This is a genomic window from Mesobacillus sp., from assembly GCF_057785455.1.
On the sequence record NZ_JBYNSB010000018.1, the window covers coordinates 16,638 to 39,067 of the forward strand.

The 22,430-nt window shown below is 44.2% G+C and carries 18 protein-coding genes, 1 pseudogene and 1 riboswitch; of the genes and pseudogenes, 13 read left to right on the plus strand and 6 right to left on the minus strand.

What is annotated here, in order from left to right; all coding sequences use genetic code 11:
• Positions 1-89 precede the first annotated feature (89 nt).
• Complete coding sequence (locus AC3EBE_RS06175; RefSeq protein ID WP_488594145.1) at positions 90-746, minus strand: hypothetical protein; 657 nt, start codon at positions 744-746, stop codon at positions 90-92.
• 223 nt (positions 747-969) lie between these two features.
• Here AC3EBE_RS06175 and AC3EBE_RS06180 point away from each other — a divergent pair, with 223 nt between their 5' ends.
• Both AC3EBE_RS06180 and AC3EBE_RS06185 read left to right on the plus strand, forming a co-directional pair.
• Positions 970-1,815 (plus strand): DegV family protein, encoded by an 846-nt coding sequence (locus tag AC3EBE_RS06180; RefSeq protein WP_488594146.1) that lies wholly within the window; start codon positions 970-972, stop codon positions 1,813-1,815.
• 115 nt (positions 1,816-1,930) lie between these two features.
• The gene (locus AC3EBE_RS06185; protein WP_488594147.1) at positions 1,931-2,839 is read left to right on the plus strand and encodes a Gfo/Idh/MocA family protein; all 909 of its coding nucleotides are present in this window, start codon (positions 1,931-1,933) and stop codon (positions 2,837-2,839) included.
• 234 nt (positions 2,840-3,073) lie between these two features.
• On the opposite strand, the gene AC3EBE_RS06190 is transcribed toward AC3EBE_RS06185, so the two are convergent.
• On the minus strand, positions 3,074-4,366 hold the full coding sequence (locus AC3EBE_RS06190) for an NCS2 family permease (protein WP_488594148.1): 1,293 nt from the start codon (positions 4,364-4,366) through the stop codon (positions 3,074-3,076).
• Between the two features lie 125 nt (positions 4,367-4,491).
• Positions 4,492-4,593: riboswitch (purine riboswitch) on the minus strand.
• Between the two features lie 311 nt (positions 4,594-4,904).
• On the opposite strand from AC3EBE_RS06190, the gene AC3EBE_RS06195 reads away from it, so the two are divergent.
• Complete coding sequence (locus tag AC3EBE_RS06195; RefSeq protein ID WP_488594149.1) at positions 4,905-5,225, plus strand: hypothetical protein; 321 nt, start codon at positions 4,905-4,907, stop codon at positions 5,223-5,225.
• 61 nt (positions 5,226-5,286) lie between these two features.
• Here AC3EBE_RS06195 and AC3EBE_RS06200 read toward each other — a convergent pair whose 3' ends face one another.
• On the minus strand, positions 5,287-5,814 hold the full coding sequence (locus tag AC3EBE_RS06200; RefSeq protein ID WP_488594150.1) for a D-glycero-alpha-D-manno-heptose-1,7-bisphosphate 7-phosphatase: 528 nt from the start codon (positions 5,812-5,814) through the stop codon (positions 5,287-5,289).
• A 1-nt stretch (position 5,815) separates the two neighbouring features.
• Positions 5,816-6,466, minus strand: a complete 651-nt coding sequence (locus tag AC3EBE_RS06205; RefSeq protein ID WP_488594151.1) for a DNA-3-methyladenine glycosylase — start codon at positions 6,464-6,466, stop codon at positions 5,816-5,818.
• Positions 6,467-6,651: 185 nt separating this feature from the next.
• Between AC3EBE_RS06205 and ytvI the strand changes: the two genes are divergently transcribed.
• Together ytvI and AC3EBE_RS06215 are read left to right on the plus strand one after the other, a co-directional pair.
• Positions 6,652-7,683: a sporulation integral membrane protein YtvI gene (ytvI, locus tag AC3EBE_RS06210; RefSeq protein WP_488594152.1), complete on the plus strand. Its 1,032-nt coding sequence runs from the start codon at positions 6,652-6,654 to the stop codon at positions 7,681-7,683.
• Positions 7,684-7,758: 75 nt separating this feature from the next.
• On the plus strand, positions 7,759-7,938 hold the full coding sequence (locus AC3EBE_RS06215; RefSeq protein ID WP_488594153.1) for an H-type small acid-soluble spore protein: 180 nt from the start codon (positions 7,759-7,761) through the stop codon (positions 7,936-7,938).
• 63 nt (positions 7,939-8,001) lie between these two features.
• Here the strand turns inward: AC3EBE_RS06215 and AC3EBE_RS06220 are convergent, their stop codons facing one another.
• Entirely contained in the window at positions 8,002-9,258 is a 1,257-nt protein-coding gene (locus AC3EBE_RS06220) for an ATP-binding protein (RefSeq protein ID WP_488594154.1), read from the minus strand.
• A gap of 303 nt (positions 9,259-9,561) precedes the next feature.
• Between AC3EBE_RS06220 and AC3EBE_RS06225 the strand changes: the two genes are divergently transcribed.
• The 7 genes and pseudogenes from AC3EBE_RS06225 to AC3EBE_RS06255 form a co-directional block, all read left to right on the plus strand.
• Entirely contained in the window at positions 9,562-11,181 is a 1,620-nt protein-coding gene (locus AC3EBE_RS06225) for a GGDEF domain-containing response regulator (protein WP_488594155.1), read from the plus strand.
• The gene (locus AC3EBE_RS06230; RefSeq protein WP_488594156.1) at positions 11,182-12,228 is read left to right on the plus strand and encodes a HEAT repeat domain-containing protein; all 1,047 of its coding nucleotides are present in this window, start codon (positions 11,182-11,184) and stop codon (positions 12,226-12,228) included.
• A complete protein-coding gene (locus AC3EBE_RS06235) occupies positions 12,225-13,631 on the plus strand; it encodes a glycosyltransferase family 2 protein (RefSeq protein ID WP_488594157.1) in 1,407 nt (468 codons plus the stop codon). Before AC3EBE_RS06230 ends, AC3EBE_RS06235 begins: the two co-directional genes overlap by 4 nt.
• Positions 13,628-16,882, plus strand: a complete 3,255-nt coding sequence (locus AC3EBE_RS06240) for a hypothetical protein (RefSeq protein ID WP_488594158.1) — start codon at positions 13,628-13,630, stop codon at positions 16,880-16,882. The genes AC3EBE_RS06235 and AC3EBE_RS06240 overlap by 4 nt, the downstream gene beginning before the upstream one ends.
• Positions 16,879-17,259 carry a response regulator transcription factor gene (locus AC3EBE_RS06245; protein WP_488594159.1) on the plus strand — a complete coding sequence of 127 codons (381 nt, stop codon included), beginning with the start codon at positions 16,879-16,881 and terminating at the stop codon, positions 17,257-17,259. The genes AC3EBE_RS06240 and AC3EBE_RS06245 overlap by 4 nt, the downstream gene beginning before the upstream one ends.
• Entirely contained in the window at positions 17,237-19,675 is a 2,439-nt protein-coding gene (locus tag AC3EBE_RS06250; RefSeq protein ID WP_488594160.1) for a HAMP domain-containing sensor histidine kinase, read from the plus strand. The genes AC3EBE_RS06245 and AC3EBE_RS06250 overlap by 23 nt, the downstream gene beginning before the upstream one ends.
• A gap of 233 nt (positions 19,676-19,908) precedes the next feature.
• A pseudogene (locus tag AC3EBE_RS06255) lies at positions 19,909-20,127 on the plus strand (glutaredoxin family protein); the annotation flags it as partial.
• A gap of 45 nt (positions 20,128-20,172) precedes the next feature.
• Here AC3EBE_RS06255 and AC3EBE_RS06260 read toward each other — a convergent pair.
• Positions 20,173-20,391: a hypothetical protein gene (locus AC3EBE_RS06260; RefSeq protein WP_488594161.1), complete on the minus strand. Its 219-nt coding sequence runs from the start codon at positions 20,389-20,391 to the stop codon at positions 20,173-20,175.
• A gap of 421 nt (positions 20,392-20,812) precedes the next feature.
• On the opposite strand from AC3EBE_RS06260, the gene AC3EBE_RS06265 reads away from it, so the two are divergent.
• Complete coding sequence (locus AC3EBE_RS06265; RefSeq protein WP_488594162.1) at positions 20,813-22,201, plus strand: L-cystine transporter; 1,389 nt, start codon at positions 20,813-20,815, stop codon at positions 22,199-22,201.
• Positions 22,202-22,430 lie beyond the last annotated feature (229 nt).

The window sequence follows — 22,430 nt, forward strand, 5'->3', positions numbered from 1 at the left end:
AAAATTGCTTTTATATTTTCTCATATTTTAATTAGAAGACAAAGAATCTGCTTGGAATAAGCAACCAGGCGGACACAGCTATTTTCCAATTACTTATTCCTTTTATCAAGAAATGCCCTGGTTGCCCACAAGGATATAAGCAAAAAGAGCTCAAATCCATTGGTTGCTGCTTCGCTTTCAATCGATATGGGAACAGCGCTACCGATAGTCATGATGATGACTCCGATGGCCATCCATTTCCATTTGAGCTTTTTCCAAAGAATGATTCCTGCTATCAGCAGGATGATGGAAACTCCGATGACCATAATAGGGGGGCCGTGACTGCCGGCAGCTTCATAGCTGAGCATGCCATATTTTCTGACTGGAGTAAGGTCGACGGTAAATGTATTCTGCAACAATTCTGCGAGTATCAGTGCTATGGTTAACAAAGAGGCAGTCAAAAAAGCAGTTTTCCCTCGCAGCCAGTCCAGATCTGTTTGCCTGGCAGATGCCCAGGCAAATATCACCAGCAAGGGTGTGAGGATGGCATGGAACCAATAGCGCAGCATGTTCAGTCCTTTCAAAAACGAGCCTTCCCCAAGAATCTGCCCGGAAGCGAGTACAGTATTGTCATAAAGCAAACCGAAAGTCACAAGCAGCAAAACTTTTTCAAGTGAATTGAAACCATGTTTAAGAGACGATCTTAATCCGATTAGGAATAAAAACAGGTAGGCGAGGGAATATAATCCGTGTATATAAGCATCCATTACAAACGCCTCCTTTCAGAAAATTCCTGTTTGTAACATTCTTCCCTTGATGCTTAATTGAAAACTTGTGTCTATGTTTTTAACTTTTTTAATATTGATACCAAATAAACCTTATTCTTAAAAATTACTAATAGATTTAGCAGGCTTCATCATATATGATGGTGAAGGATAGTTAATTGAAAGCCTATTCACGCCATAACTTGACGAAAGAACGGGAGAAATTATGACGACACAAAATGAAATTGCATGGGTAACAGACAGTACTGCATCACTTCCAGAGGATTTTATAAAAAATAACCATATATATGTTGTGCCATTGAGTATTATTTTTGGTGATGAATCCTATTTAGAGGGTGTAGATATCACAGCAGAAGATTTTTACCCGAGACTAGCTGCGTCGAAGGTTCTGCCAAAGACTTCACAGCCTGCTATTGGGGAGTTCGTTGAACTATATAAGAAGCTGAAGGAACAATACAAGCACGCGATTGCGATTCATGCTTCAAGTGCACTGACCGGAACATATCAATCCTCAGTTGCAGCATCAAGCATGGTTGAGTATCCGGTAGAAGTCATCGACTCTAAGATTGGATCATTTCCACTAGGACGCATGGTCGAAAAAGGTGTAGAGATGCAAAAGGAAGGCAAATCCTACGAGGAAATCGTATCTTACCTAAGGACACTTCCCGATAAAGCAAACCTTTACATGGCACCGGGCAGCCTTGAACAGCTTCAGAAAGGCGGGCGGCTTTCCGCAACCCAGGTCATCATTGGCAGCCTGATCAGGCTGAAACTCATTGTCAGGTTCGAGGATGGCAAAGTAGTGCTTTTCGATAAAATCCGGACAGAAAAGAAGGTAAAGGAAAGATTGTTCCAGATCCTTGAGGAGAAGGCTCATTCTATCAAGGAAGTAAGCGTTATACATGGCAATGTAAAAGAGCTTGCTGAGCAGTGGCGCAAGGAATTGAAGGAGCGCTTCCCGCACATTTCTTTTACAACAACAACATTCAGTCCTGTTGCTGGTACTCACACCGGCCAGGGAACCATTGGGCTTGCCTGGATTAATGAATAAGCCCATATAGATACCAAGGAAATCAGCCTGTTAAAAAGGCTGATTTCTTTTTTAAATTCCAATATAACTGTAAACTTGCTTTAACGATTAATTAAAAAGCAGGGGGAATAAGAAAATGCTCAAGATTGGCATCATCGGATTGGGTGATATTGCTCAGAAGGCCTATCTGCCAGTTTTCGCGGAGAAGGGCGACATCGAATTTCATTTATTCACCAGGGATTTTTCAAAGCTGGAAAACCTGGCGAAAAAATACCGCTTCCAACATATCCATTCCAGTCTGGATGCTCTTGTGGCAAGCGGAATCAAAGGCGCATTCGTGCATAGCTCGACGGAGTCTCATTATGAAATTGTAAAAAGCCTTTTGGCCGCGGGGATCCATGTGTATGTGGATAAACCAATTGCATATGAATATGGACTGGCAAAGGAATTGACAGAGCTTGCAGAGGAAAAAGGATTGATCTTAATGACAGGCTTTAACAGGAGATACGCTCCTGTCTATAAGCAGCTTGCTGAACTGGAAGAGCCCAATATGGTCATCATGCAAAAGAACAGGAGAGCTCTTCCTGGAGAGATAAGGAATTTTGTTTTTGATGATTTTATCCATGTGGTTGACACGCTCAGATTTTTATTTCCCTATTCTATTAAGCATGTGAATGTTTCCTGTAAAAAGAACGGATCCATTCTGCACCATGTCGTCATCCAGCTCATTGCTGATGAAGGAATCGCAGTAGGAATCATGAATCGGGACAGCGGTATCGTTGAAGAGAAAGTCGAAGTGTTCCATTCAAAGGAAAAAAGGACGGCCATCAATGTTTCAGAGCTGGTCATCCAGGAAAATCGCAATGAAACAAAACAGGGAGGAAGCGATTGGGAACCGACACTCCATAAACGAGGCTTTGAACAGATTATTTTTGATTTCCTGCATGCAGTTAATAACAATGGTGCCACACTCATTCCTGCAAGAGACAGCCTGGCAACCCATGAACTATGCGAAAAAATTGTTGCGGAGATCGAGCATCAATAACAAAACAAAGCCCCGTTTCTTTTCCTGGAGAAAAGAAGCGGGGCTTTTTTTATGCTTGTATGGTCCTTAGAACCTTTATTAAGACTATTCACACCGGATTTTTTTGCGTGTATGGTCCTAAGAACCCTTATTAAGACCATTCACGCTGGATTTTCTTGCTTGGAAGGTCCTAAGAACCTTTATTAAGACCATGCACACCGGATTTTCTTGCCTGGATGGTCCTAAGAACCTTTATCATACATAAATAAAATAACCAACAAACAAGACTCCAAGAACATACATGATTGGGTGGACACTTCGATGCTTGCCCATGCCCAGCATCATCAATGGATATAAAATGAATCCAAGTGCGATCCCGGTTGCGACACTGAAGGTCAAAGGCATCATGATGATCGTAACGAATGCCGGAATGATGACGGCAAGATTGCTCCAGTCAATTTTACTGATTTCAGAAGCCATCAAAGCTCCAACGATAATCAGTGCAGGTGCAGTCACCTCTGGTGTAATGACTGACAATATCGGTGAGAAAAACAGGGCTATCCCAAAACAAGCAGAGATAATGACAGAGGTGAACCCTGTTCGGCCGCCGACTGCGACACCGGCGGATGATTCCACGAAAGAAGCCGTGGTAGACGTACCTAAAACTGATCCTGCTACAGCGGACGCGGCGTCTGCAAGAAGGGCGCGGCCGGCATTAGGAATTTTATTATCCTTCATTAGGCCGGCCTGGCTGGCTACAGCAATCAGGGCGCCGGCTGTATCAAAGAATGCAACAAATAAAAATGTGAAGACTACCGCTAACACATCAGGCGAGAAGATATCGCCCAGATGGTGGAAGACCACTCCGAAGGTCGGAGAGATATCCGGCACTGTCCCAATGATGGATTGTGGCTTTTCGATCAGGCCGGTAAAGATCCCAATGATTGTCGCGATCACCATACCGTAGAAAATCCCGCCGCTGATGCCGCGAACCATCATAATGATGCTGATGATGAAACCAAAAAGAGCAAGCAATACTGGTCCTGAAGTCAGGTTGCCGATTGAAACAAAAGTGGCTTCGCTGCCGACGATGATGCCCGCATTTTTTAAGCCGATGAACGCAACGAAGAAACCGATACCTGCTGCAATTGCGTGTTTAAGGTCCTGCGGAATGACATTGATGATTTTTTCACGGATCTTCAACAGGCTTAAGATGACAAAAAGTACCCCTGCAATGAATACTCCTGTGAGGGCGATTTCCCATTTAACGCCCATCCCGATACTGACGGTGAAAGTGAAAAATGAATTCAGGCCCATGCTAGGGGCGATGCCCACAGGAAAGTTGGCCAGCAGGCCGATTAAAAGGGAGCCGATGATGGCGGATAGGGCAGTAGCGGTAAATACAGCGCCTTTATCCATTCCAGCCTGGCTGAGGATCATTGGGTTGACGACAAGGATATATGCCATTGATAGAAATGTCGTAATACCGGCTAAAGTCTCTTGTTTATAATTTGTGTTTCGCTGTGCAAATTGGAAAAAGTTCTTCATGTGCAATCCTCCTGGCTGTTAGTCTGGCAGCAATGTGAATAAGCAAAAGCCGATGAAACAAAAAACTCCGGCAGTTTACGCTGCCGGAGTGCTACAAAGGACCCAATAGATGCCAAAAGAAGATAGCAAATATCCATGTCCCTTGTAGTCACGCTTTTTACGGCAGCATGGTAGAAACGTTCAAGCCATATTCTTGAACATATACAAGGAATTAAATATAAAGTTGATTTAAATAATACTAGAGATAGTAACAGCATTTTCGAAACAGGTCAATGGAAATATCAAAGTCTATCTTTTGGCTTTTTTCAGTAAATTCCAGGATATTAGACCTAAAAGAGATGGCTGCTTTACCGCATTAACGCACCGGGGGTCTGACCCCCGGTGCGTTAATGCGGTAAAGCGTATTATTTGCTGTTCCTGTTTTTTGACAATTTTTTGTCGGGAATTTGTGAAGAATAATTGAATTAAATAGTAAATCTCACCTGGGCTCCGGCTAAATTACTATAATGATAGTGTAATATAAACGGAGGTGCCAATAATGAATGTAACAACGATTATTGAGCTGGAGAATCGCGAAGTTGAGAAGATGGCTGGGGCGAAATTAGTTTTTATCCAGGAACAGATTGATTCCAATATTGTCGAGACATGTGTGGATTGTTTTAAATATGAGGGCTCTGAAGAATGCATTGATACAGATGATGCGATGGAGAAGGTATTCCATTCATTGAAGCAGGAGGGTCTTATCCCTGCGGAAGTCGAGGATTTTTCCTATGAGATGCCTTCATGCGAGAGAATGAAGAAGGATGTATACAGCGAGCAGGATATGCCGCAGAAGGTGATTCTGAGCTACGTGCTATAAAACGAAACAGCAATTATTATTCGCATAGCAGAAAAACGCTGCCAGCCACTGGCAGCGTTTTTTATGCTTCTAGCAGGCTGAGGATCATTGGAATCGCCGCTTGCAGGCTTGGGGCTTTTTCATCTGCAGATGTTTCATCAGAGCCAATGAAGACCGTTTTGCAGCCGGCTTTCTTTCCGGCTTCGATGTCCCTTTCATGGTCACCAACCATCACGCTGCCTGCAAGATCAATTGTATGTCTTTCCGCGAGGTCAAGCAGCATGCCGGCATTCGGCTTCCGGCATTCACAGCCAGCCTTAGGTTTATGGGGGCAGTATGCTACCTCCTTGATATGGCCTCCGTGCTCTTTGATTAACTGAATCATGTGGTCGTGGATTTCATGCAGCCGTTTTTCCTTAAGGAATCCAAGGCCGACCCCGCCCTGATTCGTCACGACGAAAACTTCGTACCCCGCGTTGCTAAGCTCAGCGACGGCTTCAGCTGCCCCCTCCAGGAGATAGAGCTCTTCAGGTCGGTTCACGAACTTGACTCTTTCTGTTAAAACCTCATTCAGGACCCCATCCCGGTCCAAAAAAATCGCTTTTTTCATTTTATCCTCCATCTTGCTTTGTGAATATTTTTCCGCTCAATGCTTTTTGATGCCTGGATACGCTCGGGTTGCCAGTAATCCAAAAGCGCCATGGATAATCCTTGGCAGGACCGGAATTGTCGATCCCGATCCTCTTTCCAATGGATATATTTTCGGGCTTCTGGCCTGCTGCAATATAGAGCGGCTTCGTAGTTAAGGGATACCCGTAATCAGCCATATTTATTCCAAGTGCTTTCGTCAATTTGCCTGGACCGTTCGTCAGGTTCACTGAATCTGGCATCCCCCTGCGGCTGGCCATCATCGCCACTCCTGCCAGCGGCTCTACCGCCCTTATAAGCACTGCCTCGGGATTTCCGGTTCCTCCGCTGACGACATTGAATAGGCAATGGGTATGCATGACATAAGTATAAGCCAGTCCGGATTCATGGAACATGATTTCAGTCCGTTTTGTCCTGCGATTATTATAGCTATGCGCCGCCTGGTCCATTGGCCCAATATAAGCTTCAGTTTCGACGATATATCCGGCTGCCAGTCCTTCTCCAGTCTCTTTTACAAGCACAGTGCCCAAAAGTGCTTCAGCAAGCTCGAGTGTTGGCTGCTGGAAAAATTCCTTGGCAACTGGAATGAAATCCTGCTGGCTATGATTTTCCATAATTGCCTCCTTCTTAATAAAAAGCCGATTGAAGATTCTTTAATTTTTATACCCGATAGATTGGCAATACATCCTCCATTAAAATCAAAATTTAAATACACCATAAAAATTAGCGAGAAAAAACAAGATGGTATATAGTTAACGTAAGAGTAAATCGCAAAACAATAAGGGGAGTTATAAAATACATGTGGAAAAAATGGATCTGGACAGCTGCAGCCGCTGTCATCATCCTTTTCCTTGTTCCATACAGCCTTCCACTGATCTTTGCATTGTTAACAGCAGTCATGCTGGAAGGGATGGTTCAATGGATCATCAGAAAACTAAACTTTAAAAGGCTTCAGGCAGTAATGGCTGTTTTTATCGGATATGTCCTGCTGCTGGGGGTCATTGGCTACAATTTGATAGCAACCATTGCTCATCAGGCTGTATCGCTGTCACAGAGGACACCAACCTTTGTAAGGGATTTCTATCGGACAGCCATCTTGCCTCTAATGGGAAAATGGGAGTTCTATTCAAAGAATTTCCCACATGATGTAATCCTCCAAATCGAAGGCACAATTGAGAAAAATGTCAACTCGCTGGATTCCTTCCTGCAGCAATTAATAGCAAGCACAATTAATTTGCTTACCGCCATTCCGGGATTCTTGATCGAGTTTCTGGTCTATCTAATTGCATTGTTCCTGTTCAGCCTCGAGCTGCCAAGACTTAAAGTGAAACTGGAATCGTATTTGAAGGAACAGACGCGCCAGAAAGTCTTTCTTGTAGGAAGCCAGCTGAACAAGGCCGGAGTGGGCTTTTTAAAGGCACAGGTCATCCTTAGCCTGGTTACCTTCATTATGGCGATGGCGGGATTAAGCATTCTGGGGGTCAAATACACTGTATTGCTATCCTTGCTCATTGTGATCGTTGATATCCTGCCGATTCTCGGAACGGGATCAGTGCTTGTGCCATGGGCAGTAATCGCGATACTTCAGGATAATAACTTTCTTGGAATTGGCCTGATCATCCTGTTTTTAGTCATCACAGTCGTAAGAAGGGTTATTGAGCCAAAGATATATTCTCAAAGCCTGGGAATCTCTCCGCTGGCATCACTGGTCAGCATGTACATTGGCCTCAAGCTGCTGGGCCTGGCAGGTATTTTTATTGGGCCAATCATTGTGATCATCTACGATACATTAAGAAAAGCGAATATCATCCAGATGAATTTCAAGATTTAAAACTTGTTCCTTTTTGGATAGCATGTCGGTAAAAAGCATACATTATGACTGTTATCTAGAAGGAGGAAGGCATCAATGAACATAGGCCGCGCAAAAGAAATCGCAGAATCAGCAGAAATGATCACGGTAACCTATGAAGGGACACCAGTCATCATCCAGCATGTCGATGAGACAACAAAAATGGCGAGGGTATATACAAAATCAGAACCCGATATGGAAAGAGATGTACCGGTGCTTAACCTTATTGAGGAATAGAATGAATCAACAAAAGCTTGAAGACTCATCTTCAAGCTTTTCTGTATGTACTATGTAAAAATACTATGAAGTCAGCGGCAGGTTTATCGTGAATTGGCTGCCTTCTTTTAATTTGCTTGTAACCTCGATGCTCCCGCCCATTTCATTGATGAGTTTATAGACAACCATCATTCCAAGGCCGGTTCCTTTTTCAGCCTTAGTAGTGAAGTAAGGCTCCCCTAGCTTGGATAATTGCTGATGGCTCATGCCGCAGCCTGAATCCTTTATAATGATCGTTACAAAGCCGTTCAATTTTTCCCTTGTTGTGATTTCCAGCACGCCGCCCTCAGGCATTGCTTCAATCCCATTCTTGATTATATTCAGGATGCATTGATGAAACTTTTGTGATTCCCCGGATATATACAGACCTGCCGCCAGATTCTTTTGGATTGTCACCGAGTAGTGGTTGGCATATGGAATGATTAGTTCCAGTGCTTTTTCAATTTCCCTCTCAACAGAAATCGCAGAAGTGATATCTGATTGTGGTTTGGCGAATGTCAGGTAATCCTTAATGATTGTCTCGGCACGATCAAGTTCATCGATGGCAGTATTCAAGTAATATAATCGTTTATCCTCTGGAATCGTCGGATCCTTTAGCATTTGCAAAAAGCCTCTGGTGACCGTCAATGGATTCCTGACTTCATGGCTGACACTGGCCGCGAGCTGGGAGACAACCTCTACTTTATCCGACTTGATCATAGCGTTGTATAGAAAATGGTTCTGTTTTGTAATTTCGACAAAGTAGGTGACGATCAAAATTCCAGCTGTCAGGGTGAAGCCGTAAATTAAGATGAAGAGTACATCGGAAGGCGATTTGAAAATGGCTGCCTTCATCAGGAATATCAATATCGAATAGGCAACGGCAATGCCAGCTACAGTGCAAAGCTTCTTAACTAAGGCGTACTGCCTGAAATGGATTGAGATATAAGAGATGAAAACAGTAATTGTCAGGGTATTGAAAAAGCTGACCCAAATCCCGCTGCCGCCCATGGGGATGCGAAAGGCAAGGGTGATCACAAATAAGGTGATGCTGACGATGGGACCGCCATACAAACCGCCAAGTACTAGTGGGATTAATCGCAAATCAAATATGAAGTTAACAGTGGAAATGAGCGAGAAGGTGATACAAAAAATGATTTGCAGCCCGGCAATGAGGATAATCAATGGTTTAGTGTATTTTTGAAAAAACAGCGGGAAACGCTCTACAATAAAGAATTGAAAGAAAAAAGTAGTAATTAAAATAACAATTAAATCGAGAACGAGAACGGTTAACAAATCCATAGTATATCTCCTGTCCTATTGCTTGTTCAATTTCAAACTTCAATAATTGACAAATTATTCGGATATATTACTTTTACTTTAACACAACTTCCTAACAGGATTGTAAATTTTTTCTTTTTCATGCATATTTTTTATACTTATAAGGAATAAAGTGGTAACTAAAAATTGTAAATCTTTGTCGACAAGTGCAAGAAGAATTAATATATAATCAAAGTATTATGAAGAAACGGCCGGTACTCAGGGCCGTTGTTTTTGTATTCTAAATCTGTTTTCAGGTGGTTTATTTTCCGAGGTGATTAAAGCATGGCTATTGAAAAATATCAGGTTTTATTATTTGAAAAAATAAAAAAGCAAATTGCCCAATGGTTCGATGAAGGTCCTGAACTGGAACCCATCGAGAATGAAGAAGTTTATCGCTTTTTGCATTCTGTAAAAGGGACTTCCGGAACTGTTCAGCTATGGGGATTGCTGCATTTATCAACCAGGCTTCTGGAGCAGCTCGAATCAAAGGAGGAGCAGAGCTGGAGAAAGAATGACCTTAGAGAATTTCTCTACGAACTGATTCGGCTAAGCTATGAATATGAGCATTTTAACGAAACTGAACCGAAAAATGAGGAGCCATGCTGTGGAGAGCTGCCGCTGATCCAGATTATCGACGAGGATGTCTCGCTTCTGATCCTTTTGAAGGAAGCGTTGGAGGAAAAGGGCTGGATGGTGATCACAAGCACCGAGCCAGATAAGGCGGTTGACCAATACTATGATCTGCAGCCTGATTGCCTTGTGATCGATGTGGATCTGCCAGCAAAAAATGACTTCCAGGTACTGGAGAATATTCAGCAGCATAACCACAAGCAATTCATCCCTAAGGTCATCCTGAGTTTTAAAAATGACCGTGATACGCGGATCAATGCCTATGAAATGGGCGCGGATGACTTTATCGTAAAGCCGATTGATATGGAAGAATTCGTGGTCAGGATCAATCGCCAGCTTCAGAGGAAGCAGATTTTTGATCAATCCGTCCTGATCGATGAGCTGACACAGGTCTATAACCGGAGATTCCTGTTTGATCTGCTGGACAGATACATAAAGGACTATGAACGTTCAAATATTCCTTTTACAGTTTCTTTGTTTGATCTTGATTATTTTAAAAATATCAATGACAGCTATGGCCATATCATTGGGGATAAGGTACTGGAGGACTTCGCATCCTTCCTGAAGGGGGCGGTCAGGAGTACGGATATAGTATTCAGGTACGGAGGAGAAGAATTCGTCATCCTGTTTCCAAGGACGAATGCTGAAGAAGCAAGTGAAGTGGTAAAAAGGCTCCTTGATGAATTTTCCGCCAAAACTTTTACCGCTAATGGTGATTCCTTTAATGTAAGTTTTTCCGCAGGTATCTACATGGTCAGCCATCCAGGAGAAAGCGGCCTCGAGATACTTAAGCTGGCCGACCAGGCGTTATACAAGGCAAAAGGTAATGGACGTGCGCGGGTTGAAAGTGCAAATGAAGCAGTGGATGCAGAACACAATACCTTGAATGTTTCGGTGATCGATGACGATGCCATCATCCGTACGCTTCTTGTAAGGGTGCTGAAAAATATGGAGATAAGCAAAGTCAATCTCAATATTGAAGCATTCGAAAATGGCGAGAAATTTTTTGAGTCAGGCCGTCTCGGCGAAAAAGGAAAGCATTTCATTGTACTCGATGGTGTGATGCCGGTAATGGATGGGATTGAGGTCCTTACGCGCGTGAAAAATAGGCAGCATTCCAATCAGGTGCATGTCTTGATGCTGACAGGGAGAAAGACCGAATACGATATCGCCCGGGCACTTAAGCTTGGAGCTGATGATTATGTCACTAAGCCTTTCAGCATTACTGAGCTTCAGGCCAGAATCCAGAGACTGATCCAAAGGATGCTATAGATGATAAAAGATGAAATTCAATTTCTTGTAATAGTATTTTCGGGTTTATTGGGACTGCTTATTATGCTGCTTATTTATCTTATTGGCAGAAAGGCCATGGAAATCAGGCTGCGCAAAAATATTGAGCACCTCAAGGAACGAATGAATGAAAAGATGCTTCATTCGATCCTTACCGGGGATGTCCTGCGCGCCCTTCAGGGTGATTCTGCTGCCAGGAAAACGGCAATCCAGGAGTTGCTAAGCCATTACTCAGAGGTCCTGGAGGGAACAGAAGAGAAAACAAATCTTAACAGGATCGCAGAAAGCATGCTAGCCCATCATTATAGAAGAAATTTGCGGAGCATGAAATGGAGTACGCGAATGAATGCTCTTTATCATATTGATGCATTTGAGATGCACAGCCTTAAAGCTGATATCCTCCGATTGCTAAGCCAAAAGAAAACCACTAAAGAAGAAGAGATCAAGGCATTGTCAATCATGGCGCATCTCCAGTCTGCGGAAATTTACGACCTGCTGACTGGGAAATACAAGGAGCTCTCTTATTTGGAGTATCGCAGTATTCTTTCACGTTTGGGGAATGACAGATTCGATCTTTTCGTTCTCGGTTACCATGCCTGCCAGCATCAGCTGAAGATTGCGATCCTGGATCTTGCCGGCCTGAAAAAAGAGCTTAAATACCTGAATTTCACTGAATCTGTGTTCTCGGTCAGTTCTGGGGAGGAAAAGGTCCGTGCATTAAAGGCGGTTGTCTCCATCGGACATGTTCGCCGGCTGGAGCAATATCTGCCATTGCTGCATTCCGTGAACTGGGAGGAACGGATGCTGGCTGCAAGGCTCGCCGGAGTAATGAAAGTTGAGCCCGCATTGCCGGAACTCGTCCAGCTTCTTAAGGATCCATCCTGGTGGGTACGGTCCCAGGCTGGCCAATCGATCACAATGTTCCCGAAAGGAAGAAAAATCTTAAAGGAAGTAATTGCGGATAGTGAAGATACATTTGCGAGGGATATGGCCTGGGAATGGCTGAATAAAGGAGTTATACAAACATGAATGGGCTGCAGGATATCAGTGTTTTTTTCGCCTGGTTTATTATGGTTTATATGGTTATCGTCATTAGCTTCTATTCTGTAGTCATGCTGATCTCGGTCATCCAATTAAGGAAAGAATACAAGCTTGACCGAAACAAATCGTACAGTGATTATGCCGAGGATATCTATACAAAACCAGTATCGATCATTGTACCGGCCTTTAACGAGGAGGCCGGGGTCGTCCACAGCATCCGTTCACTGTTGAGCATCAATTATCCTGTCTTTGAAATCATAGTCGTCAATGATGGTTCTTCAGATGCGACGCTGGAAAGAATGATTGAACATTATGAAATGAAAGAGATTCATAAAGTTATCCGAAAACAAGTAGATTCAAAACCTGTGAAAAAGGTTTACCAGTCACAGGTGCTGCCATCCCTATTCCTGATTGATAAGGATAATGGCGGCAAGGCAGATGCGCTTAATGCCGGGCTGAACTTTTCCCACTATCCGTATGTTTGTTCACTGGATGGAGATTCGGTTCTCGAGAGGGATGCATTCCTGAAGGTGATGAAGCCAATCATCAATTCCAATGAGGATGTGATTGCTTCTGGCGGGAGTGTCCGGATTGCGAATGGATGTGAAATCAGGAATGGCGAGGTTTTGAGAATAGGATTATCGAAGAATCCGCTCGTCATCATGCAGGTAATTGAATACCTGAGGGCTTTTCTGATGGGGAGGATCGGGCTCAGCAGGCATAATCTGCTTCTGATCATCTCAGGCGCTTTTGGTGTTTTTTCAAAGCACTGGGTCGTGAAGGCGGGCGGCTACAGGACGGATACAGTCGGGGAGGACATGGAGCTTGTCGTCAGGATCCATCGACTGTTAAAAGAATCGGGCGAGAAAAAACGGATTGTCTATGTCCCCGATCCTGTTTGCTGGACTGAAGTACCAGAAAATATAAAGTATTTAAAGCGGCAGCGGCGGCGCTGGCATCGTGGCTTATTTGAAAGCCTGTGGATCCACAGGAAGCTTATGCTGAATCCAAAATACAAACAGATTGGGTTTATTTCCTTTCCGTATTTTTGGATAGTCGAATTTTTCGGCCCGATTGTGGAGCTCTCAGGCTATCTTTATATTATCTTCTCCCTATTTATCGGGGGGATTTATTTAGAGTTTGCGATTTTAATATTCTTATTGTCCTGTCTGTACGGCTCCTTATTCTCCGCATTTGCAATCCTGCTTGAGGAGTGGAGTCTCAGAAAATACCCGCGTATATCAGATTTGCTGAAGCTTTTCCTCTATTCACTGACCGAAACACTGTGGTACCGGCCGCTGACAGTCTTATGGCGCTGTGAGGGAATCTGGCAAATGATCAGGGGAGAAAAAGGCTGGGGAGAAATGAAGAGAAAAGGTGTATCACAATGAGAACATTTATAGATAAAAGGCCTCAGACGCTGATCCTGATATTTATTATCCTTGTCATAGCGGTTGTTTCAAGTCCCTTCTGGCTCTGGCATTTAAAATCAGAGAAAACGCTGGACATCCTGATTGTAGACAAGACTGTACCAGATCAAAGCTATCGCGAGCATAAGGGACTTACCTGGTTTTTGAACAATGAAAAGTATGTGAAGAGAGATGGCAGCCGCTATTCTGCTGAAAACGATTATATTGGCTTTAAGCATCAAGAGTCATCCTATACAACAGGAAAGCTTCCGGAAAATATGGACTCGTACAAGGTAATCTACTTGACCGACCTTTATGGAGTATATGAGGAAGAATTCAATGGCCGGAATGAAACAGGAAAAAAATCAGCGCAATTATATGGCGGACTCCAGCAGGAGGATGTCGATTCACTGGAGCAGACACTGCTGAAGGGGAATAAAACGCTGATTGCCGAATTCAACACTTTCGGCAGCCCCACAGAGGAAATAGTCCGCAGGCAGATGACCAACTTGCTCAATGTTAAATGGAGCGGCTGGACAGGCCGGTATTTTTCAAATTTGGAAGGCAAGGAAGTACCAAGATGGCTCATCGACCAGTATAGCATGCAGACAGGAAGCTGGAATTTTGCCGGCGGCGGATTTGTTTTTGTCAATGAGGATGATTTCATCGTTGTCCTTGATGAGACGGAGCTCGCGGGAAATGGCCTGGATTTCAAGCTAACCAAAGCCGGCAAAGCATTATTTGAAGAGGAATTGGACTCATCATACCAATACTGGTTTGATATAATCCAGCCTGTGGATAATGATGAAGTTCTGGCCACCTACAAATTGCCCCTGAAGAATAAGGAAGCAGCGGACAGATTGGCTGGCTATGGAATCCCGCTGCAATTCCCGGCAGTCATACATCATCAGAATAAACAATACTCATCCTTCTATTTTGCGGGTGATTATGCTGATGAGGCAGAGGTTCCGGGAATCTATCAGACAGCGGGATTGACTTCGTGGAAAAAAGCGACACTTGGCGATAAGTCTTTTTACTGGTCCACCTATCTGCCGATGATCAGGGAGATTTTTGCCAATGGCCTGCATGAAAAAAGCAAAGCTGCAGAACCAGCACGAGCAGTAAATGAAAATATTGCCTATAACAGTAAGACGACTAAGAATGATTTCCAAATCCAGCGGGATGGAGAATGGGAAAGTCTATTGATAAAAGGAGTCAATATTGGGATGGGCAAGCCTGGAGCATTCCCGGGTGAGGCGGCGATCACGAAGGAGGAATACCTCCGGTGGTTCAAGCTTATTGGCGGGATGAATGCCAATGCCATCAGGATATATACCCTGCATCCTCCTGAGTTTTACGAGGCTTTTTATGAATATAACAGGACAGCCGATCAGCCTTTGTATTTATTCCACGGGGCCTGGGTGAATGAGGAGCTGATGGTGGGGGCACAGGATGCTTTTTCAAAGGAAGTCACTGCAGATTTTCAGCGCGAGCTAAAGCAAATGGTTGATATCGTCCATGGAAAAGCCGAAATCCCTCCAAGCCCTGGGCATTCATCAGGGACATATGCACACGATATTTCTCCATATGTACTGGGATTCATCATCGGTACTGAGTGGGATCCCGGAGCAGTCCTGAACACAAACAGGAAACATAAAGGCAGCAGCCAGTTTACTGGCAGCTATTTTAAAACTAAAGAGGCAGAGCCTTTTGAAATCTGGCTCGCACAGATGATGGAATTCACGGCAGGCTATGAGACTGAACAATATAGCTGGCAGCATACGATGAGCTTTACAAACTGGGTGACAACTGATCTCCTTGACCATCCGAGTGAGCCTCTTGAGACAGAGGATATGGTGTCGGTAAATCCCAACCATATTGAAAAAACGGATAAGTTCAACGCAGGCTTGTTTGCGTCATACCACGTATATCCCTATTATCCTGACTTTTTGAACTACGAAGAAAAATATCTGGGCTACAAGGATCAGCATGGAAAAACTAACCCGTATGCCGGTTATTTGCATGATTTAATCAGCGCCCATGAAATGCCTGTCCTCGTGGCTGAATTTGGGGTTCCCGCCTCAAGGGGCCTCACCCACAAAAGTGCATCAGGAATGAACCAGGGATTCCTGTCAGAAGAGCAGCAGGGTGAAATGAACAGTGCGATGTTCAAGTCGATTGTGGAAGAGGGTTATACAGGGGGAATGGTGTTTGCGTGGCAGGACGAATGGTTCAAGCGCACGTGGAACACGATGGATTACGATAATCCGCACCGCCGTCCATATTGGCAGAACCGCCAGACGAATGAACAGAATTTTGGCTTATTAAGCTTCGAGCCCGGGAAACAGAGCTCTGCTATTTTTGTGGATGGCAGGATCGGTGACTGGGAGAAAAAGGGAATCAAGCCGTTATCTGCAACATCGACGGGTGATGTGAGGCAGTTCTTTGCTGCTGCAGATGAAGCTCATCTGTATCTGAGGCTTGATTACGCAAAGCCAATTAATTGGGAAAAACAGAGTACCTATCTCCTGATTGACACAATCCAGAATCAGGGCCAGCAAAACTTCATGATGAATGATGGTTTGAAGGTGAGCACTGCCTTTGGTGCGGATTTCGCTGTGGAACTAAAAGGGCCTGAGCAGTCAAGGGTCCTCGTGGACAGCTATTACGATCCGTTCTATTACCAGTATGGAAGAATGCTGAAAATGATTCCAGAGCAAAAGGAAGCGGAGAGGAATAACAATGGAATCTTCAACCCTATCAGGCTGGCGCTTAATAAAGAGATGATCTTGCCGGCAACCAGGGAAACATTGCCTTTTCAATCCTATGAAACTGGCATCTTAAAATTCGGAACAGCCAATCCGGCAGATGCAAAATTCGATTCACTCGCCGATATAAGTATTAGCCCAGACAAAAAGACTGCGGAAATCAGAATTCCATGGCAGCTGTTGAATATGAAGGATCCAGGAATGAAGGAAATCATGGGCAATCTGTATGAGCAGGGGCTTGCAGGCAGTGAGAAACTCGAGAAAATGGAAATTGCAGCTGTCACCGTAAGCGGGGGAGAAATTTCTTCTGCCCTACCGGAAAATGATACTGGAAAACTAGTGAACTCTATCAGCTTCAGCTGGAAGGAATGGGAGCAGCCCCAGTTTTATGAGCGGATAAAGAAGTCTTACGGAATCATGAAGGAAGCCTTCAGCAGTACTGCCAGCAAGGAGGAAAAAGAGTGAAAAGGATTTTACTGGCCGAGGACGATGAAATTTTAAGAATGCTCATTATCGATACGCTTGAGGAAGAAGATTTTGGGGTGGATGAGGCGAAGGATGGTCAGGAAGCTGTTGATCTCCTGGAGACAAAACCGTATGAGCTTGTGATCATCGATTATATGATGCCTGCCTACTCAGGAGTCGAGGTAATTGAAAAAGTCCGAAATGGCGAAATGAATAAACATGTCACGATATTGATGTTATCGGCCAAAAGCCAGCAATCTGAACAGGAAAAAGCCATGTCGGCGGGGGCGGATTTTTTTATCTCCAAGCCCTTCAGCCCGATGGAACTCCTCGGAAAAGTGAGAGATATACTGCATGAAGAAGATGAAGTTCAATAAAACCAGTCTGGTCCGGCGCTATATTTACATGATGAGCGGCTTCATCGCCGCCTTCATGATCCTCGCTGGTATCCTGCTCTATTCCTTTTATGATCTTAACCAGGATTATGCTGCAAAAACGAGGACACTTGAGGATAAGGAACGCCTGGTCCAGAAAATAGCAGAAGCTTACACCCTGGCCTTCATGGATGTCCGCGGTTATATAGCTTATGGAAATATAACACTCAAAAATAAAGCACTGGAAAAGGAACCAGAAATCAGAGAATTGACCGGCTTACTCAGGGAGAGGGTTTCCAGCTTAGAGGAAGAACAATTTGTCAATGAGCTTGAAGGGTTTACCGACTATTATTTTATAATGAAGCTGCCAGGTTCTCTTGAAAGCTTTGAAAATGGCGATATCGAAGCGGTCAAAGCTACAGCGAATGGCGGGGCGACGGACAGGATCAATAGCATCCAGGATAAGATACAGGCTTATAACGATGATATCGACAGGCAAATCGACGCGAATTTTCAGGAGCTGACGAATAAGCAGTCATATGTACAGGTTGCCTTTATCATTTTTATTCTTGTCTTTCTCATGGTCCTGCTTAGGATCACCAGGCTTATGTTCAGTGATATCGCCAAGCCTCTTGCAAGTTTTGCCTTAGCTGCAAATGAGGTTGCCAGCGGCCGGGAAGCGGTAATCGGAGTGGAATTGGAACGCGATGATGAACTCGGTATCCTATCTGTTGCCTTTAATCATATGATTAAAAGCATCCAGGAGAATGAGCAAAATCTTCTCGCCCAGAATGAAGAGCTGATTGCCCAGCAGGACGAACTCCACGCACAGCAGCTCGAGCTCCAGGAAACACTTGATATCCTTACAGTCAATGAACAAAAGCTCAGCAGGCGGAATGAGCTTATCAACAAAATTGCCAATTCGCTTGATAAGCAGGAAGTGCTCGAAAGTGTAGTCATGAATATGTGCCCGATCATTGGCGCTGAAAAAGGGATCATTGCTTTCATCAATGATGATTCTTACGCCTCCTATGGAATATCACCAGAGGGAGTTAGGCAATTCAGAGGGAATCTATTGGTAAGCGGCATTGTGGAGAGACTCCAGGCAGAGCGGATGCCCATGCTGTTAAAAAGGGAATCTGCAGTTGATGAAAAAGGATTCCATACTGATCAGATGTATGCCCATGATTTATATCTTCCTGTTTTTTTAGCCGGGAAAAAGCTTGTAGCCATCATGGCCTTCAGCCGTACCACTGCTCCTTTTGAGACGAGAAAAATGGACGAATACGAAGCCCTTGCCAAAAACATCGGCATAGCCTTGGATAAAATAAGCCTGTATCAAAAATCCGAAGAGGCAAGGCGCCTAAACCAGGATATTCTAGATACAATCCAGGAAGGGGTCCAGCTCGTTGATACAAAAGGAGATATCCTTCAGGTCAATAAGCAGTTTTGCGAGCTGTTTGGCTGCCCCGAAAGGCTGCAGGAAATGGAAAGCTGCAGCTGGGAGGAATGGAGCGGATTGCTTGGCAGACACATTGAAGGACCAGAAGGCTTCATAGAATTCCTGAGACAGGAGATTTTCAGCCCAGGTGGTTGTTCTGGCGATGATACGGAGTATATTTATAAAAACAAAAACGGACAGGTGTTCAAAGTATATTGTGAAGGGCTGTTCCATGAAGGCACCAGGATTGGGACAATATTTGTCCACCGGAACATCACAAAAGAGTTTGAGGCGGATCAAATTAAATCTGAATTTGTCAGCACTGTCAGCCATGAACTTAGGACACCGCTTGCAAGCATTATAGGCTTTACAGAATTGATCATGAATAGGGACCTTAAACCTGATCGCCAAAAGAAATATTTAACGACGATATACAATGAAGCTGGACGTCTCACGGCCCTGATCAACGATTTTCTTGATATCCAGCGAATGGAAGCAGGAAAACAATCGTATGAAAATGAAGAGCTCGAACTGCTGCCAATCATAAAAAATGTAATTGATTTGCAGAAGGTACAAACAGATAAACACGAAGTTCGGCTTGAGTTCACCGGCGGATGTGACAAAGTTGCCGGGGACAAGGAGAAGCTGGGACAGGCATTCACCAATCTAATCCATAACGCCATTAAATACTCACCTGAGGGTGGGGAAGTGAAAATTGCTGTTTATGAGAAAAATGGGCTGGTTAATGTCGAAATCAAAGATGAAGGCCTCGGCATCCCGCCTGAATCGATTGACAAGGTTTTTGAAAAGTTTTACCGGGTCGATAACACCGACCGAAGATCGATCGGCGGCACCGGGCTTGGCCTGGCAATCGTAAAGGAAATTGTCCAAGTCCATCATGGTGATATCAGGATAGAGTCTGAATACGGCAAAGGAAGCACCTTTATCGTTTCATTGCCGGCAGCAGAAGGCGTATAAAGTTTCATTGCCAGGAATACTGTCACAGATGTACAGGCACTGCTCTTTTAAGTTTTTTTGCTAGAGAAAGTATATTGGCAGCTGCGTTTTTGTTTTGTCCCTCAGGTTCGCAAATCTTCATGTTTTCTTTATAATGAAGATATACCGATAATAGTATTTGCAGAGGAGGCATATTCATGGCAAAGAACTCGCTGACACTCTTCACCAGACCTATGTGAACAGATTGCCAGGAAGCGAAGGAGTTCCTTTCGCAGCGCAACATCCCGTATGAGGAAATCAATGTCCAGGGGCAGCCTGAAAAAGAAAGACTGATGAAGGAAATGACAGGCTCGATCATCGTTCCGGCCTTTGTTTTTACAAGCACAAAGCTTATGTTTATTAAAGAAAAAAAGGTTTTGATCGGCTTTGAAAATAACAAACAAGAAATAGAAGCCATTTTAAAAGTCATGTAATATCAAAAGCCATCAAAAATGATGGCTTTTTGTTTTGTTTTATTTTCAGCGAGACATGTTAAACAATTCAAGCCAAAAATAGAGGAATGCATGAGTCTCCAGGCTGGCGCTGAAAAATAGGACAGTAATCAATAGTAACAGGCTGACTGCTGCAAGGATGAAATATAGAAAAGTGTTTGCTGCCCTCCTGGAAAGGGAGACAAAACCCATCATGAAAAATACAAGCAAGAATAACAAAGCCAGCGAGATAATTATTGCAGTCAAAGTACATCCTCCCTTGAAGTCTGATGTCGCGTTGCTATTATCGTATAATCATCGAAGGGCAAAGGTGCAAGGTGAAATTTTTCACTGGCATGGAACTTTCCATCGAAACATAAATATCTATATATAAACTTCTTCAGAAAAGGAGGAATTTTAATTCCGAGTTGACTTATTGGAATACATGTAATATTATTTTTTCATTAAGTTCTGTTTTAATCTAATGTTAATTTATTTAACTGCTGATGATTGGAGCGGAAGGTGCGTAGACTCCTGCGGGATGCAGCGTGACAGGTGAGACCCCGCAGGAGTAAAGCGACGAGGAGGCTCACCGCACGCCCCCGAGGAAAGCGAAGCGCCTGGAACGGAAATCATCAGCCTGATTTAACAGAGAAATTCATTAAGAAAGAATTAGGGGGGAAAGTGAGTGACAACTGGTCTTGTAATTTTAAATATTGCTATTTTACTAGTCATCATTTCCGGTTTATTTTACCTGCAGAAAAAACATGTATCGTTTTCCAAACGGGTGTTCATCGCACTTGGAATCGGTATTGCATTTGGCTTTGCTCTGCAGCTTGCGTATGGTGCAGGCTCAGAGGTCATCACCAAGAGCGCTGACTGGTTCAGCCTCGTGGGAAGCGGTTATGTAAAATTCCTGCAGATGGTTGTTATGCCGCTTGTATTCATCTCAATCTTGGCGGCATTCACAAAATTAAAGCTGACGAACAATATTGGGAAAATCAGCACCCTGATTTTAGGGCTGCTGGTCGGAACAACAGCTGTTGCGGCAGCAGTAGGGATTGCCACAGCAGTTGGCTTTGACCTGGAGGCTGTACAAATCACACAGGGGGATGCTGAGCAGGCTCGAGCGGAACAGCTGGAGCAAACATATGGAGGAATTGAAGGGCGCACAATGCCGCAGCAGATTCTTGACCTTCTGCCTGCGAACCCATTCCTGGACTTCACTGGTGCACGTCCGACCTCAACAATTTCAGTAGTCATTTTTGCAGCATTTCTTGGAATTGCCTATCTTGGAGTCAGAAGGAAGTCACCAGAACAGGCAGAGCTTTTTGCAAAAATCGTTGATGCATTCTACGCGGTCATCATGAGAGTCGTAACGCTGATTCTGCGCCTTACTCCATATGGGGTCCTGGCCATAATGACGAAAACAGTGGCAATGAGCGATTTTGATGCCATCCTAAAGCTTGGCAAGTTTGTGCTTGCATCCTATGTAGCACTGGCCATCATGTTCCTAATACATCTGCTGCTGCTGACGATCGCCGGCTTGAATCCGGTCACATATATTAAAAAAGCATTCCCTGTACTGGCGTTTGCGTTCACATCTAGAACAAGTGCGGGTGCATTGCCATTGAACATCAAAACGCAGCGTTCCCTTGGTGTACCTGAAGGAATTGCCAACTTCGCAGGCTCGTTCGGATTATCGATCGGCCAGAACGGCTGTGCCGGCATCTATCCTGCCATGCTAGCAGTCATGATTGCGCCGACAGTCGGAATCGATCCACTAACGCCGTCCTTCATCGCAACGGTTATTGCAATAGTGGCCATCAGCTCATTCGGAGTTGCTGGTGTCGGGGGCGGAGCTACTTTTGCAGCATTGCTTGTACTGTCTGCATTGAATCTGCCAATCGCCCTTGCCGGTTTGCTGATTTCAATTGAACCGCTGATTGACATGGGCAGAACAGCCGTTAACGTCAGCGGATCCATGACATCAGGCATCCTCACCAGCCGGATCACAAAAGAAATCGATCCTGCTGTTTATGGAGATATGAACACGAAGATTGAGGCAGAAGCTTAATTAAATCAAATCACAACAAAGCCAGCCAAAGATATTTTTGGCTGGCTAGTTTGTCTATAAAAGAAGTGTATAAAAAGCAGTTGTATTCTTGTTAAAAGTCCTGTTGATTGGAGTGGAAGGCGCGTAGACTCCTCTGAAAATGCTATCGCATTTCCATCGTGCGTGGGTCCATTCGAGGAAGCTTTTCAGAGTCCTGCGGGCGCAGCTGGACAGGTGAGACCCCGCAGGA

What these genes read in the sequence shown, in the direction of transcription:
- AC3EBE_RS06175 (WP_488594145.1), bottom strand. Translation starts at nt 746, where the DNA reads ATGGATGCTTATATACACGGATTATATTCCCTCGCCTACCTGTTTTTA.
- AC3EBE_RS06180 (WP_488594146.1), top strand. Translation starts at nt 970, where the DNA reads ATGACGACACAAAATGAAATTGCATGGGTAACAGACAGTACTGCATCA.
- AC3EBE_RS06185 (WP_488594147.1), top strand. Translation starts at nt 1,931, where the DNA reads ATGCTCAAGATTGGCATCATCGGATTGGGTGATATTGCTCAGAAGGCC.
- AC3EBE_RS06190 (WP_488594148.1), bottom strand. Translation starts at nt 4,366, where the DNA reads ATGAAGAACTTTTTCCAATTTGCACAGCGAAACACAAATTATAAACAA.
- AC3EBE_RS06195 (WP_488594149.1), top strand. Translation starts at nt 4,905, where the DNA reads ATGAATGTAACAACGATTATTGAGCTGGAGAATCGCGAAGTTGAGAAG.
- AC3EBE_RS06200 (WP_488594150.1), bottom strand. Translation starts at nt 5,814, where the DNA reads ATGAAAAAAGCGATTTTTTTGGACCGGGATGGGGTCCTGAATGAGGTT.
- AC3EBE_RS06205 (WP_488594151.1), bottom strand. Translation starts at nt 6,466, where the DNA reads ATGGAAAATCATAGCCAGCAGGATTTCATTCCAGTTGCCAAGGAATTT.
- ytvI (WP_488594152.1), top strand. Translation starts at nt 6,652, where the DNA reads ATGTGGAAAAAATGGATCTGGACAGCTGCAGCCGCTGTCATCATCCTT.
- AC3EBE_RS06215 (WP_488594153.1), top strand. Translation starts at nt 7,759, where the DNA reads ATGAACATAGGCCGCGCAAAAGAAATCGCAGAATCAGCAGAAATGATC.
- AC3EBE_RS06220 (WP_488594154.1), bottom strand. Translation starts at nt 9,258, where the DNA reads ATGGATTTGTTAACCGTTCTCGTTCTCGATTTAATTGTTATTTTAATT.
- AC3EBE_RS06225 (WP_488594155.1), top strand. Translation starts at nt 9,562, where the DNA reads ATGGCTATTGAAAAATATCAGGTTTTATTATTTGAAAAAATAAAAAAG.
- AC3EBE_RS06230 (WP_488594156.1), top strand. Translation starts at nt 11,182, where the DNA reads ATGATAAAAGATGAAATTCAATTTCTTGTAATAGTATTTTCGGGTTTA.
- AC3EBE_RS06235 (WP_488594157.1), top strand. Translation starts at nt 12,225, where the DNA reads ATGAATGGGCTGCAGGATATCAGTGTTTTTTTCGCCTGGTTTATTATG.
- AC3EBE_RS06240 (WP_488594158.1), top strand. Translation starts at nt 13,628, where the DNA reads ATGAGAACATTTATAGATAAAAGGCCTCAGACGCTGATCCTGATATTT.
- AC3EBE_RS06250 (WP_488594160.1), top strand. Translation starts at nt 17,237, where the DNA reads ATGAAGAAGATGAAGTTCAATAAAACCAGTCTGGTCCGGCGCTATATT.